The 13,506-nt window shown below is 51.9% G+C and carries 14 protein-coding genes, 1 tRNA gene and 1 riboswitch; of the genes, 11 read left to right on the plus strand and 4 right to left on the minus strand.

What is annotated here, in order from left to right; all coding sequences use genetic code 11:
- The first annotated feature begins 1 nt into the window (after nt 1).
- Nucleotides 2-102: riboswitch (TPP riboswitch) on the plus strand.
- A gap of 78 nt (nt 103-180) precedes the next feature.
- Genes thiS through thiD form a run of 8 tightly spaced genes read left to right on the plus strand, consistent with a single transcriptional unit; the run spans nt 181 to nt 6,787 of the window.
- Nucleotides 181-378 carry a sulfur carrier protein ThiS gene (gene thiS / locus BLU99_RS12000; protein WP_091902422.1) on the plus strand — a complete coding sequence of 66 codons (198 nt, stop codon included), beginning with the start codon at nt 181-183 and terminating at the stop codon, nt 376-378.
- Nucleotides 368-1,003: a thiamine phosphate synthase gene (locus tag BLU99_RS12005; RefSeq protein WP_091902425.1), complete on the plus strand. Its 636-nt coding sequence runs from the start codon at nt 368-370 to the stop codon at nt 1,001-1,003. Before thiS ends, BLU99_RS12005 begins: the two co-directional genes overlap by 11 nt.
- On the plus strand, nt 996-1,769 hold the full coding sequence (locus BLU99_RS12010; RefSeq protein WP_091902427.1) for a thiazole synthase: 774 nt from the start codon (nt 996-998) through the stop codon (nt 1,767-1,769). The genes BLU99_RS12005 and BLU99_RS12010 overlap by 8 nt, the downstream gene beginning before the upstream one ends.
- 16 nt (nt 1,770-1,785) lie before the next feature.
- Complete coding sequence (gene thiC, locus BLU99_RS12015; protein WP_091902428.1) at nt 1,786-3,480, plus strand: phosphomethylpyrimidine synthase ThiC; 1,695 nt, start codon at nt 1,786-1,788, stop codon at nt 3,478-3,480.
- The gene (locus BLU99_RS12020; RefSeq protein ID WP_091902430.1) at nt 3,480-4,289 is read left to right on the plus strand and encodes a HesA/MoeB/ThiF family protein; all 810 of its coding nucleotides are present in this window, start codon (nt 3,480-3,482) and stop codon (nt 4,287-4,289) included. The genes thiC and BLU99_RS12020 overlap by 1 nt, the downstream gene beginning before the upstream one ends.
- A gap of 4 nt (nt 4,290-4,293) precedes the next feature.
- Complete coding sequence (gene thiH, locus BLU99_RS12025) at nt 4,294-5,427, plus strand: 2-iminoacetate synthase ThiH (RefSeq protein ID WP_091902432.1); 1,134 nt, start codon at nt 4,294-4,296, stop codon at nt 5,425-5,427.
- Entirely contained in the window at nt 5,379-5,960 is a 582-nt protein-coding gene (locus tag BLU99_RS12030; RefSeq protein WP_255397567.1) for a thiamine phosphate synthase, read from the plus strand. Before thiH ends, BLU99_RS12030 begins: the two co-directional genes overlap by 49 nt.
- Nucleotides 5,951-6,787 carry a bifunctional hydroxymethylpyrimidine kinase/phosphomethylpyrimidine kinase gene (thiD, locus tag BLU99_RS12035; protein ID WP_091902438.1) on the plus strand — a complete coding sequence of 279 codons (837 nt, stop codon included), beginning with the start codon at nt 5,951-5,953 and terminating at the stop codon, nt 6,785-6,787. Before BLU99_RS12030 ends, thiD begins: the two co-directional genes overlap by 10 nt.
- Before the next feature lie 42 nt (nt 6,788-6,829).
- On the opposite strand, the gene BLU99_RS12040 is transcribed toward thiD, so the two are convergent.
- Both BLU99_RS12040 and BLU99_RS12045 read right to left on the minus strand, forming a co-directional pair.
- Nucleotides 6,830-6,904 (minus strand) — tRNA-Val (locus tag BLU99_RS12040).
- A gap of 118 nt (nt 6,905-7,022) precedes the next feature.
- Nucleotides 7,023-7,718: a hypothetical protein gene (locus tag BLU99_RS12045; RefSeq protein ID WP_091902441.1), complete on the minus strand. Its 696-nt coding sequence runs from the start codon at nt 7,716-7,718 to the stop codon at nt 7,023-7,025.
- A gap of 230 nt (nt 7,719-7,948) precedes the next feature.
- Between BLU99_RS12045 and BLU99_RS12050 the strand changes: the two genes are divergently transcribed.
- The 3 genes from BLU99_RS12050 to BLU99_RS12060 all read left to right on the plus strand — a co-directional run bounded on the left by BLU99_RS12050 (nt 7,949) and on the right by BLU99_RS12060 (nt 10,791).
- On the plus strand, nt 7,949-9,490 hold the full coding sequence (locus BLU99_RS12050) for a glycine--tRNA ligase (protein WP_091902443.1): 1,542 nt from the start codon (nt 7,949-7,951) through the stop codon (nt 9,488-9,490).
- A 3-nt stretch (nt 9,491-9,493) separates the two neighbouring features.
- Complete coding sequence (locus BLU99_RS12055; protein WP_091902445.1) at nt 9,494-10,105, plus strand: FKBP-type peptidyl-prolyl cis-trans isomerase; 612 nt, start codon at nt 9,494-9,496, stop codon at nt 10,103-10,105.
- Nucleotides 10,106-10,320: 215 nt separating this feature from the next.
- Nucleotides 10,321-10,791 (plus strand): hypothetical protein, encoded by a 471-nt coding sequence (locus BLU99_RS12060; protein ID WP_091902448.1) that lies wholly within the window; start codon nt 10,321-10,323, stop codon nt 10,789-10,791.
- Nucleotides 10,792-11,511: 720 nt separating this feature from the next.
- Here BLU99_RS12060 and BLU99_RS12330 read toward each other — a convergent pair.
- Together BLU99_RS12330 and BLU99_RS12065 are read right to left on the minus strand one after the other, a co-directional pair.
- Entirely contained in the window at nt 11,512-11,688 is a 177-nt protein-coding gene (locus BLU99_RS12330; RefSeq protein WP_176771136.1) for a hypothetical protein, read from the minus strand.
- Nucleotides 11,689-11,758: 70 nt separating this feature from the next.
- Nucleotides 11,759-13,506, minus strand: a 1,748-nt coding sequence (locus BLU99_RS12065; protein ID WP_144006154.1) for an RICIN domain-containing protein, incomplete at its 5' end; no start/stop codon positions are given.

Here is a 13,506-nt window from a genome sequence, read left to right on the forward strand (position 1 = left end):
AAAACGATACTCGGGGTGCAGAGGCCACGTGCCGAAGCTGAGATGATACCCATAGAACCTGATGCGGGTAATGCCGTCGCAGGGATGTAGTAGAATCAAAATCATATATTTTAGAGTAAATAATGCCTCGAGTAGCAAGTGACAACACTGGCTGCTCGATTTTTTTTGTGCTTATACGTCATGAACGTGCAGATTAACAACCAAGACCATCAGACCGAGGCCCGTAACCTACAGGACCTTGCTATCGAACTGCAGTTGCCTCAGAAGGGCGTGGCTGTAGCTATTGACAATCAGATGATGCCCCGTGGAAGTTGGGCGCAGACCGCTCTTCAGGAAGGTGCTCGTATCGTCATCATTAAAGCCGCATGTGGAGGATAAGGTGATGTTGCAGTTTATCTCCCATTGTACAGAACGTTACACCTATCTCGACTCCATTCGCCTGGCCCTTGAGGGCGGATGCCGATGGATACAGTTGCGGATGAAGGACGCTACCGATGAGGAGGTGCGACCCATAGCCCTTGTCGCCCAACGGCTTTGTCATGAGGCCGGTGCTACGTTCATCATCGACGACCGTGTCGGCCTGGTGCGTGAGCTCCATGCCGACGGCGTGCATCTGGGACAGAACGATATGCCCATCCGTGAGGCGCGTCGCCTGTTGGGCGACGGTTTCATCATCGGTGGAACGGCCAATACCTTCGATCAGGTACGGGCTCATTACGAGTCTTCTGCCGACTATATCGGTTGCGGTCCTTTCCGTTTTACCACCACCAAACAGAAGCTCGCCCCCGTCCTTGGACTTGATGGCTATCGTACGATCATCAGTGAGATGGAAGAGGCACACATCCACATTCCTATTGTCGCCATCGGTGGCATCACCGAGGAGGATATCCCCGATATTCTCCAGACCGGTGTCAGTGGCATCGCCCTCAGCGGTACTGTCTTGAGGGCCGATGATCCCGTTCAGAAAATGAAACAATTAATCAATACAGTCAACCATGAGTAAATTAGTTATTGCGGGGCGTGAGTTCGGCTCCCGCCTGTTCTTGGGTACAGGAAAGTTCAACAACAACGAACTCATGGCCCGTGCCATCGATGTCTCTGGCACAGAGATGGTCACCGTCGCCATGAAACGTGTCGAACTCGACGATCAGAACGATGACTTGCTGACCCACATCACCCGAAACCAGAAGATCCAACTGTTGCCTAACACCTCTGGTGTGCGAAATGCCGAGGAGGCGGTCTTTGCCGCACAGATGGCGCGCGAGGCATTCGGCACCAACTGGCTTAAGCTCGAGATTCATCCCGACCCGCGCTATCTGCTGCCCGACTCCGTTGAGACACTTAAGGCCACCGAACAATTAGTGAAGCTCGGTTTTGTGGTGCTCCCTTATTGTCAGGCCGATCCCACACTCTGTAAGCATCTTGAGGAAGCCGGTGCGGCTACCGTTATGCCACTCGCTGCACCTATCGGCACCAACAAAGGTCTGCGCATGAAGGATTTTCTACAGATTATTATCGACCAGGCCACCGTGCCCGTCGTGGTCGATGCTGGCATCGGCGCTCCCAGTCATGCTGCCGAGGCCATGGAGATGGGTGCCGACTGTGTGTTGGTGAACACCGCGATCGCCGTGGCCGGTGATCCCGTAGCGATGGCCGACGCCTTCCGTCAGGCCGTTATCGCCGGTCGTCAGGCTTTCGAGGCTGGTCTGGGAGCTATCGCCGACAATGCCGAGGCTTCTAGTCCTTTAACTGCTTTTCTGAATTCTTAATTCTCATTTTTCAATTATGATCAACGATCACAAGGCTTACGCCCAGCGTGAGAAAGCATACATGCCGGGCCAGTTGTTCCCCTATATCCGTGTCGGTATGACCAAAGTCAACCTCACTCCTACGGTGACGCGCGACGAACACGGTGTTCCCCACATGGAACCCAATGCACCAGTATATATCTATGATACCAGCGGTCCTTTCTCCGACCCTGCGATAGAGGTCGACCTGAAGAAAGGTCTGCCCCGTATGCGTGAGCAGTGGATTCTCGACCGCAACGATACCGAACAGCTCACACAGGTCAGTTCGGAGTATGGTCGTCAGCGCTTGGCCGACACGTCGCTCGACCACCTGCGCTTTGAGCATATCCGGTTGCCCCGTCGTGCCAAGTTAGGATGTGCCATCACTCAGATGGCCTATGCCAAGGCCGGTATCATCACGCCTGAGATGGAGTATGTGGCTATCCGTGAGAATATGAACTGTGCCGAGTTGGGCATCAAGAGTCATATCACCCCCGAGTTCGTACGGTCAGAGGTGGCACGCGGTCGGGCGGTCATCCCGGCGAACATCAACCACCCCGAAAGTGAGCCGATGATCATCGGACGTCATTTCGCCGTTAAGATCAATACGAATATCGGTAATTCCGCTACCACCTCGTCTATCGAGGAGGAGGTAGACAAGGCCGTCTGGTCGTGTAAGTGGGGCGGCGATACACTGATGGACCTCTCCACCGGTAATCATATTCACGAGACCCGAGAGTGGATCGTACGTAACTGTCCTGTGCCCGTGGGTACGGTGCCTATCTATCAGGCTCTCGAGAAGGTGGACGGTAAAGTGGAAGACCTCACATGGGAGATCTACCGTGATACGCTGATCGAACAGTGCGAGCAGGGTGTCGACTATTTCACGATACATGCCGGTATCCGTCGTCATAACGTCCATCTGGCCGACAGTCGTCTCTGTGGCATCGTCAGTCGAGGCGGTAGTATCATGAGCAAGTGGTGCCTGTTGCACGACCGTGAGAGTTTTCTCTATGAGCACTTTGATGACATCTGTGATATCGTGGCCCAATATGACGTGGCTCTCTCGCTGGGCGACGGACTGCGTCCCGGTTGTACAGCCGACGCCAATGATGCTGCTCAGTTTGCCGAGCTCGACACCATGGGTGAGCTCGTTACCCGTGCCTGGGACAAGAACGTGCAGGCTTTCATCGAAGGTCCCGGTCATGTGCCCATGCATAAGATACAGGAGAATATGGAGCGCCAGCTGACCCACTGTCACGAAGCGCCTTTCTACACCCTCGGACCGATCGTCACCGATATCGCACCGGGCTACGATCATATTACCAGTGCCATCGGTGGTGCGCAGATCGCCTGGTTGGGGACAGCCATGCTCTGCTATGTCACCCCCAAGGAGCATCTGGCACTGCCCAACAAGGATGATGTGCGTGCGGGTGTCGTCACCTATAAGATTGCTGCCCATGCCGCTGATCTGGCCAAGGGCCACCCCGGTGCCGCTATCCGCGATAATGCCCTCTCCAAGGCACGCTTCGAGTTCCGCTGGCGTGATCAGTTCCATCTCTCACTCGATCCAGAACTCGCCCTTCAGTATTTTGAGGAAGCCGGCCATACCGACGGTGAGTACTGTACGATGTGCGGTCCGAATTTCTGTGCCGCTAAACTGACCCATGACCTGCGTAAACTTAAGAAATGATGGAACTCACTCGCGAACAACGGCAGCGCTATAACCGTCATCTCATCCTGGAGCGGTTTGGTATGGAGGCGCAGGAGCGACTGCTGCAGTCGAAGGTGCTGCTGGTGGGTGCTGGTGGACTGGGTTCTCCGGTGGCTCTCTACCTGGCAGCCGCCGGTGTCGGCACCATCGGTGTCGTCGACGGCGATACCGTCAGCATCAGTAATCTGCAGCGGCAGGTGCTCCATGGTACCGCCGACGTCAACCGCCCGAAGGTGGAGGTGGCGGCTGAGCGTATCCGTGCCCTCAACCCCGATGTCTGCGTAGAGACCTATGAGTATTATCTGAGCGAGGGTAATGCCCTCGACCTGATCCGTCCCTACGACTTTATTATCGACGGCACAGACAACTTCGCCACGAAGTATCTTGTCAACGATGCCTGCGTCATGTTAGACAAGGCCTTCTCCATGGGAGGTATCAACCGCTATAATGGTCAGCTGATGACCCATGTCCCTCAGTCGGCCTGTTATCGTTGTCTGTTTCCGGAGCCTCCAGCCAAGGAGGATGTCGAGACCTGTGCCATGGTGGGTGTACTGGGCAGTATCGCTGGTATGCTGGGCACTGTCCAGGCCACCGAGTGCATCAAGTATCTTACGGGGGTGGGCGAGTTGCTCACCGACAGTCTTCTCACTTTCGACGCTCTCACCATGCAGTGGCAGCGTTTCACCTTCCCGCAGCGGCCCGACTGTGCCCTCTGCGGCGTTCATCCTTCTATCCGTGAACTGAAGGAATATGCTTTTCAACCCTGTCAATCCAAAAACAACAAATAGAACCATGTTCTCAGACGAACTCAAAAACATCAGTTGGGACGAGACCACCGAGCGCATTGCCTCGATGACCGATGCCGATGTGCGACGGGCCCTTGGCAAGAGTCGTTGCGATGTCAACGATTTCATGGCTTTGCTGTCGCCGGCGGCCGAACCTTATTTGGAGACGATGGCGCGTCTTTCACGCCGTTATACCGAAGAGCGTTTTGGACGCACGATGTCGATGTTCATCCCGCTCTATATCACGAATTCCTGTTCGAACTCGTGCGTCTACTGTGGCTTCCATCGTGAGAACCCCATGGCACGTACCATCCTCACCCCCGAACAGATAGAGGACGAGTACCGGGCCATCAAACAACTGGCGCCCTTCGAAAACATCCTCCTTGTCACGGGCGAGAACCCGGCCAAGGCAGGCGTGCCTTACCTGGCCAAGGCTATTGATATCGCTAAGCGCTATTTCTCGAATATCAAGATCGAGGTGATGCCCCTGAAGACGGAGGAGTACTATGAACTGACCCGACATGGGCTCAACGGTGTCATCTGTTTTCAGGAGACCTACAACAGCGATCATTACAAACTGTACCATCCACGAGGCATGAAGAGCCGTTTTGAGTGGCGTTGCGACGGCTTCGATCGCATGGGACAGGCGGGCGTGCATTCCATCGGTATGGGTGTGCTCATCGGACTTGAGAAAGAGTGGCGCACCGATGTGACGATGATGGCCTACCATCTGCGCTATCTGCAGAAACACTACTGGCGCACTAAGTACAGTATCAATTTCCCACGCATGCGACCGGCACAGAACGAGGGGTTCCAGCCCAACTGCTTCATGAGCGACCGTGAGTTGGCACAGGCCACCTTTGCTATGCGTATCTTCGACCATGACGTCGATATATCCTATTCCACCCGTGAGCCGGCCTATATCCGTGACAACATGTGTACGTTGGGTGTTACCACGATGTCGGCCGAGAGTCATGTCAATCCCGGTGGCTACCACACTTATCCGCAGGCCTTGGAGCAGTTCACCGTCAGCGATGAACGCACGGCCAAGGTCATCAATGCCCGGTTGAAGGAACTCGGTCGCGAACCGGTATGGAAAGACTGGGATGCCTCGTTCGACCTGTTCAAGAAGTGCGTATGATCATTGTCATCACTCGTCCCGAGTTCTTCGTGGGTGAGGCCGCACGTATCGCGGAACTGCTCACCAGCGGAACGGCCGATTTGGTACATCTCCGTAAGCCGTCGTCCACATCCGACGAGATGGAACTGTTATTACGTCAGTTGCCGCCCGTCCTCTACGACCGTCTGGTGCTGCACGACCATTTCGATCTGGCCGTCCGTTACGGTCTTCGGGGTGTTCATCTCAACCGTCGTAACCCACAGCCGCCCACGGGGTGGGAGGGAGCGGTCAGTATCTCCTGTCATTCGCTCGCAGAACTCGCTGAGTGCCGCTGTCAACCATATGCCTATATGAGCCTGAGTCCGGTCTTCGATAGTATCTCCAAGCAGGGCTATCGCGCGGCATTCACCAAAGACCAGCTCGACGAGGCACGTCGGCAGGGACTCATCGACCAGCGTGTCATGGCCTTAGGCGGCATGACCTTTAATCGTGTTAAGGAAGTATTACAAATGGGCTTCGGAGGAGCCATGATCCTCGGCGACGCATGGAAATAGTATTGACCATCGCCGGTAGTGACCCGTCGGGGGGTGCCGGCATCCAACAAGATCTCAAGACCATCACGGCACTCGGCTGTTACGGTGCCACCGTCATCACCTCGATCACCTCGCAGAACACGCAGGGCGTACAGGGTTCCATGCCCGTGCCGCCCGATGTCGTGGTTTCACAGTTGCGCGCTGTGCTTAGTGATCTAGAACCGACTGTCATCAAGATTGGTATGCTGCCCGATCGTGCGGTCGCCGAGGCTGTCGTCGATACCCTGGAAACCTATCAACGGTCACAGCACCTTGTCGAAATGACAGACCACGCCGAGGGGACTGGTTCCGTCGGCGTGCCGATAATCTACGACCCTGTCATGGTGTCTACCAGCGGTTATCCGCTCATGCAGTCCGAGACCATCGATTATATCGCCCAGCGACTCTTCCCCCTCTGTACCCTCATCACACCGAACCTGCCTGAGACCGACCGACTTTTGGAACAGATAGGTATACCCCCGACACCTCGCGATATCCTACGTGCTGGGAAGGGATTGAGCCAGTTTTACGGCACGGCCTTTCTGCTCAAGGGCGGTCATGCTGACTCGTCGCAGATGACCGACTTTCTCTTCGAGACTAACGGTACCGTCAGTCCGTTTACCACCGAGCGTATTGTTACCGGCAATCTCCACGGCACTGGTTGTACGCTCTCGTCGGCTATCGCTGCCCATCTCGCGCAGGGCGCTAGTCTGGCGGAGGCCGTCAGAAAGGGAAAGGAATATGTGACGACCGCTATCCGTCGTTCGGTCGACAGTCGTATCGGGCACGGCAATGGACCGTTGATATAAAAAAAGAACGGATCACACGCATCCGTGTAATCCGTTCTTTTGTAGGGACACCCGGGCTCGAACCGGGGACCTCTGCAATGTGACTGCAGCGCTCTAAACCAACTGGGCTATGCCCCTATCTTCTTGTTTAGCGGATGCAAAGGTACAACATTTTACCGAAAAGCGGTGACCGTAACGGGAAAAGTTGGTGTGCCTTGAGGTTTTTTAACGCTTCATGTTCACATGTCCCGTACCCTTAATAGCGCTTACGGTTGTCAACGAGGAAGGTGTAAACCTCACCGTCGACGGGAATCTCCAGTACGATATGGTCGGCCTTGCGTTTTTTCAGAGCGATGAAGCCGCTGTGCTCAGACATGTCGAAGATGGTATTGGCGCGCCAGTAGCCTTCGTCAATGCGCTGCATCTCTATACCGCGCTGTGCCTCACCCTCGTCGATCATATCTTCCGTATGCTTCCGTGCCCAGAAACGATCGTCGGGCGTGTCTTTTGAGAGAGCAGCGTCAGCGGTGCCGACGAGGACTGTCACTAATGTGTTAGCCCAGAACATGCTGCTGTTTCTCTTGCTCTTGTATTTCTCGTAGGGGTATATCATGAGCGAGTCTTTCACAAGTGGTGTCATATCCATTCCCTTGTCGAAGTAGCGTGTCAGCATGTTGCGTGTCTCCTTGGGGTGGCCTTTCACGGCATAGCAGTATGCCTTGATCTTCTTGGGCTCGAAGATGATTTCATGACCGGAGTCATTGATGATGGAGATGTTGGGAACGAACAAACCTCCTTCGGTCACATCGACCACGACGGTGACGCCCTTGTGGTTGCAGTAGTGTATCAGATAGTCGTTCTTCACGCAGGTCTTGTACTCTTTGGTGTCTTGCGCTTTGGCTCCCGTGAATAGCGTGGTGCAGAGCAATGTCAGTAAAATGGATTTCTTCATAATGATTAATGTTTATTGTCTTACTTTATTTTACTGCAAAGATACGTTTCTTTTCGTGAAAAATAAAAGGATTTTCCCTATTATCCTATGGAAAATCCCTATGGACTTGTAGGTGGACAGTCAAAAATTCATAATTCTTCCGCACAGATGCGTTTTTTTCTTAATTCTTAATTCTTAATTCTCTTTTTATTCGTACCTTTGCACCCATAATTTCGAAATTATATTTATTTATGGCACAAGAAGATGTATTTAAGAAAATCGTGAGCCATTGTAAGGAATACGGATTCGTGTTCCCCAGCAGTGAGATCTACGATGGTTTGGGAGCCGTTTACGACTACGGTCAGAACGGTGTGGAGTTGAAGAATAATATCAAACAATACTGGTGGAAGGCTATGACGATGCTGCACGAGAACATCGTGGGTATCGACTCTGCCATCTTCATGCACCCAACGATATGGAAGGCTTCTGGTCATGTCGATGCCTTCAACGATCCCCTCATCGACAACCGCGATTCGAAGAAACGCTATCGTGCCGATGTGCTCATCGAGGATCAGATAGCCAAGTACGATGAGAAGATCCAGAAAGAGGTTGATAAGGCCCGTAAGCGTTTCGGTGACAGCTTCGACGAGGCGAAATATATGGAGACCAGTGAGCGCGTGAAGGAGACCAAGGAGAAACGCGACAACCTGCATGCCCGTTATGCCGAGGCTATGCAGGGTCCAGATCTGGAGGCCCTGAAGCAGATTATCCTCGACGAGGAGATTGTTGACCCCATTAGCGGTACAAAGAACTGGACCGACGTGCGTCAGTTCAACCTGATGTTCGCCACGGAGATGGGAGCTTCTGCTGATGCTTCAATGAAAGTGTACCTGCGTCCTGAGACGGCACAGGGTATCTTCGTGAACTATCTGAACGTGCAGAAGACCGGTCGTATGAAGATTCCTTTCGGTATCGCACAGATCGGTAAGGCTTTCCGTAACGAGATCGTGGCTCGTCAGTTCATCTTCCGTATGCGTGAGTTCGAGCAGATGGAGATGCAGTTCTTCGTACAGCCCGGTACCGAACTGGAGTGGTTCCCGAAGTGGAAGGAGACCCGTATGAAGTGGCATCAGGCCCTTGGCTTCGGTGCAGAGAACTACCGTTTCCACGACCACGATAAGTTGGCTCACTATGCCAACGCTGCTACCGACATCGAGTTCAAGATGCCGTTTGGCTTCAAGGAGGTGGAGGGTATCCACAGCCGTACGAACTTCGACCTCTCGCAGCATGAGAAGTACTCTGGCAAGAGCATCAAGTACTTTGATCCTCAGACCAACGAGAGCTACACCCCGTACGTCATCGAGACCTCTATCGGTGTCGACCGTATGTTCCTCTCTATCATGTGTCATGCCTTTGAGGAGGAGAAACTCGAGAATGGAGAGACCCGCGTGGTGCTGAAGTTGCCCGCAGCCTTGGCACCTGTGAAGTGCGCCGTCATGCCTCTGGTGAAGAAAGACGGTCTGCCCGAGAAGGCCCGTGAGATCATCGACCAGCTGAAGTTCCACTTCAACTGCCAGTACGACGAGAAGGACTCTATCGGTAAGCGCTATCGTCGTCAGGATGCCATCGGAACACCGTACTGTGTCACTGTCGACCACGACTCTCTGACCGACGGTAAGGTGACTCTGCGTTTCCGCGACACGATGGAGCAGGAGCGTGTGAACATCAGCGACCTGAATTCCATCATCGAGGATAAGGTGAGCATCGCAAGTCTGTTGAAGAAGCTTCAGTAAACAATGAAGAACTGGAAATACATATTGCTGGCCCTGATACTGTTCCCGTTTGCGGGGATGGTATCATCGTGCAGCGAGGATAGCGGGGAAGAGGAAGAGTTCGACAACTGGCAGAACCGCAATGACGTTGTGACGGCTGAGTGGGCCGGTAGTTCGATGAAGAAGATTATCTGTTACTCGAAGAATACCACCATATCCGGTAACGTCGCTGACTATATCTATGTCGAGGTTCTGGAGTCGGGTACAGGTATAGAGACTCCACTTTTTACTGACACCTGTCGCTTGGCCTATCGTGGCCGTCTGATTCCGTCAAAGAGCTATCCCGAAGGATATGTCTTTGATCAGAGTTATTTGGGTGACTTCAATTGGAACACGATAGATGTGGCCAGGGATGAGAATGGTAGGGATAAGGTATGCCAAGATTTCGCTCCAGGCTTCACCACCGCCCTGATGAACATGCACATCGGTGATCGTTGGAGAGTGTATATCCCTTATCAGTTGGGCTATGGCAGTTTGGCTAAGCCGACGTGTAGTTATAGCAATTTGATCTTTGATGTCGCTCTTGTCGACTTCTGGCACCCAGGTGAGCATCGCCCGGTATTCAAGTCAAGGTAAGTGTTCTTCTAAAGAGAAAAGTTGCATATCACAACAAAAGCCCTCGGCTTTATGATACTAAATCCCTGAAAGATAATACTTTCGGGGATTTTTCTTTGTTGTTTGTTCGATTCTTTGTATCTTTGTATCCGGATAGCAATGGGAGGTCATCACGTATGACATCTACCTTGCCTTAAATTAACTCAAAAACATAAACGACAAAAAACCGAACCACTATGAGCACGGAAGAAGAACAGTTTCTGGCTCTCCTGAAGGAGAACCTTCGCGCACACCAGAACATCGCATCCATCGTGATTAACTACACATGTTGCAGTGTACACAATGTTGGCACACTCAATTTCACTACCGATGGTGGCGGTCGTGTCGCCATGAGGCAGTCAGACGCACCCCAGTCACAAGAAGTGGTGACGCTGCCCGACGAACTGGCTACCGACGAGGCGATTCACCTCTGGCAGAAACTGCAGGAAGCCGATTATATCGATGAAAACTATCAGCCACTTGTCTCCCGCCCGAAGGCTGCCCTATTGGCCGATGCCATGGCCACTTGTCTGGGCATCCGACAAAGATGGAGAATTTTTGAAGAAGTGTGGCAACGCCGTAATATGCGTAATGACTTTGCAAGGGCCTTATCCCAACAACAGTCGCTTGACTTTCAAGATGATATAAGAAAGTTAATGCGCAGATAATCAGTTATTTATGATGTATGCATGCAGTGCATGCACTGCATGCATACACCTAATTTTCAATTTTATTTTGTATCTTTGTTCCCTGACTTATATAGATAGCTCATGGAACAAGAACATCTCATACATTTTCGCTCCCCTCCTGTGTGACGGATGGTACAGATGACAGATGGGGCCTGAATACACATGCGCGTGTACGCAGGAACTCTCGAGTCGCCAAAAGTTCCTGCGTACACGCGTGAGAAATCTTATAACCCATCTGTCATCTGTATCATCTGTCACAAATAACAGCAGGAGAAGGCTATGGAAGGGGCACGGTTGCTGAGCCTGCGGTTGCTGAGCCTGTCGAAGTATCGAAGCAAGGTAGTGACCCTTCCACGCCCTACTACGGAAAAGCGCTCTTTGAAATGTTGTACCTTGACAAGCGACCAGACAAGTGTGTCGCCCCCCCCCCAACTATGGGTGAAAGAGATAATCCCTTTCGGTGAAAGAGACGTCATCTACGACTGATGGAGATAATCCCTATAGGGGTATAGACCCTATCTCCATGACTCGTAAACCCTATCTGAATGACTCATAGGAGGCATCTCTTTGAGCATAAACAGCCCCTTCTCACAGAAAGTAAGAGATTCGCCGTTCTAGTGATACGGCGAATCTCATAAAAGACAAATTCTTCTATTCAGTGAAGCAAATCTTCACTGTACATGAAACTAGCTGTTAAGACTAAAAGCGGATGTCCTTAATGGGATCGGGCAGCTCTACTTTGTAGTTGTAGTAGCAGCAAGCGAACTCCATGTGATCACAGATCTTAATGATCTTGTCTTTGTTAATGCCAGCCACGGTGGCATTCATCTCGCTTTCATTCAGAACTGCGAAATCTTCTCTTCTAATTTTCTTCATAATAGTTAATGTTTTAAATTTTTAGGTCTGTTTGATGCGCAAGACCGTTGGCGCTTATTGATTAAACATATCACCACCAGAGCTGTTGTCCATCCTCATATGTGAAGATACGTTCCTCGATTCCTTTCGTCAGGTCCTTCAAAAGATATAGGCCGTCACTTGGCATATTTTCAAGAACCAGCTCCGTAGCCTTTGCTTTCGTCACCGCCAGAGGAAGCCATTTCCCACGATCATACACTAGTAACTGATACATATCACCGACTTCGATGCAGTTGCCGTCATTTCGGGGTATGAACCTTATCTTTGCCACGTCGGACGGTTGAGCCAGTTCCAGTCCTACCCAATGACCATCGGGACTGATTCCGTTAAATCCAGTCAGGATATCGCCGTCAAAGACGGTCTCTTTCGTGTGGCCGGGCATACCCTGAGTGCCAAGTATCTTGCCGGTCAGTTTCTGGCCTTTGCTGTTATAGAACTCTACCTCATTGACGTTACAATAGGAGCCCGTGTGGCCAATATAACGAAGATACCGGTATTTGTTCCCGACATTCTCTGGTGTCAGTTCATACCAGCAGGCATCAGTATATCCATAGTATCGATACAGACGTGAGGCCTGAGAGAAGTCCTTGGTATTGCTCCCCTCGAATATTCCATGATCCATCCTATATCTGAAGGAATCAAATTGGGCGAAGAAAGGATATTTGCGGAGTAACGTCATTGTCTGGCGTTTGGAGTTGTCGCATACGATTTCTCTGATCGATCCGTCTGGTTTCAGGATAAAGGGATTCCCGATGGGAATCATGTCTTGATCCTGACAGATGCAGACGGAATACAGTATATTACGTCCCATAGACGTGAATGTAACCTTACCCCTTGATACCTTGCCATAATGAACGGGGATCCAGTGCTCCTTGTCGTTGACACAGATGTAGGCGATCTTACTGTCACGGAACTCCTTCGGAATGTCACGTACCACATCCGTCGTATTCAGATACTCGTCTGTGACATCTGTAAACGTCGGAAACTGGAATAACTCAGGGACGCTCTTCTCACCTTTCATGTCATCGACAATCTTCTGGTTAACCTCGAAGCGGTATCTGTAGATCTTGGGCTTCAGATAGACGGGACTATGTGTGAACTGGGTCGTATCTCCCGGAACATATCCCATGTAAAAAGGTGTCGCTTTTCCATTAGGTAGAACCAGGGCATTCCACGTATGGTTATTAGTGCGGTTTCCCCAATGTGGCGTGAAATCTATGGCCACGGGAATTCCCATATATCTCGACAACGAAGCTACATAGGAGGCCTCGTCCTTACAGGGACCAGTACGGTATCGGCATAATGATGCCAGACTCGGAGTTACACTGCCTCTGGCTTTAGCGGGCACGAACAGGTCCATCGCATCCGTCACCCGCACAGCCTCAGACTGGGCATTCCCGATCCTGAAGAATGACCGGGCATAAGGGTTCTTTTCTTTCTTGGTGATCTTCCATTTCTGCGTGTCCTTTCCAGAATAGAAGTTCTGTACCAGGATCTCCTTGCCAGTCTGCTTGTCGACGCGGGATTCCCAGAACAAGCCCGTCTGCTTGTTCATGATCTTGCACATGCCGTCACCGACAGGTATGATTGCCCATTTCTGGTGATTGATGTATCTGGACTGATAGGCGGTCACATCCCTTTCATAGCATCTGTCCGGATTGGTCACCAGGATGTATACCTGCTTACTTACAATCGCCAGGGTGTCAAGACAGACCCGATAGTCTTCCAGGTACAGGTCCACGGAGTCCATGGGAGCAATCCTCCAGCACGGATAGCCCT

The sequence above is a fragment of the Prevotella sp. lc2012 genome (assembly GCF_900107065.1).
GTDB lineage: Bacteria > Bacteroidota > Bacteroidia > Bacteroidales > Bacteroidaceae > Prevotella.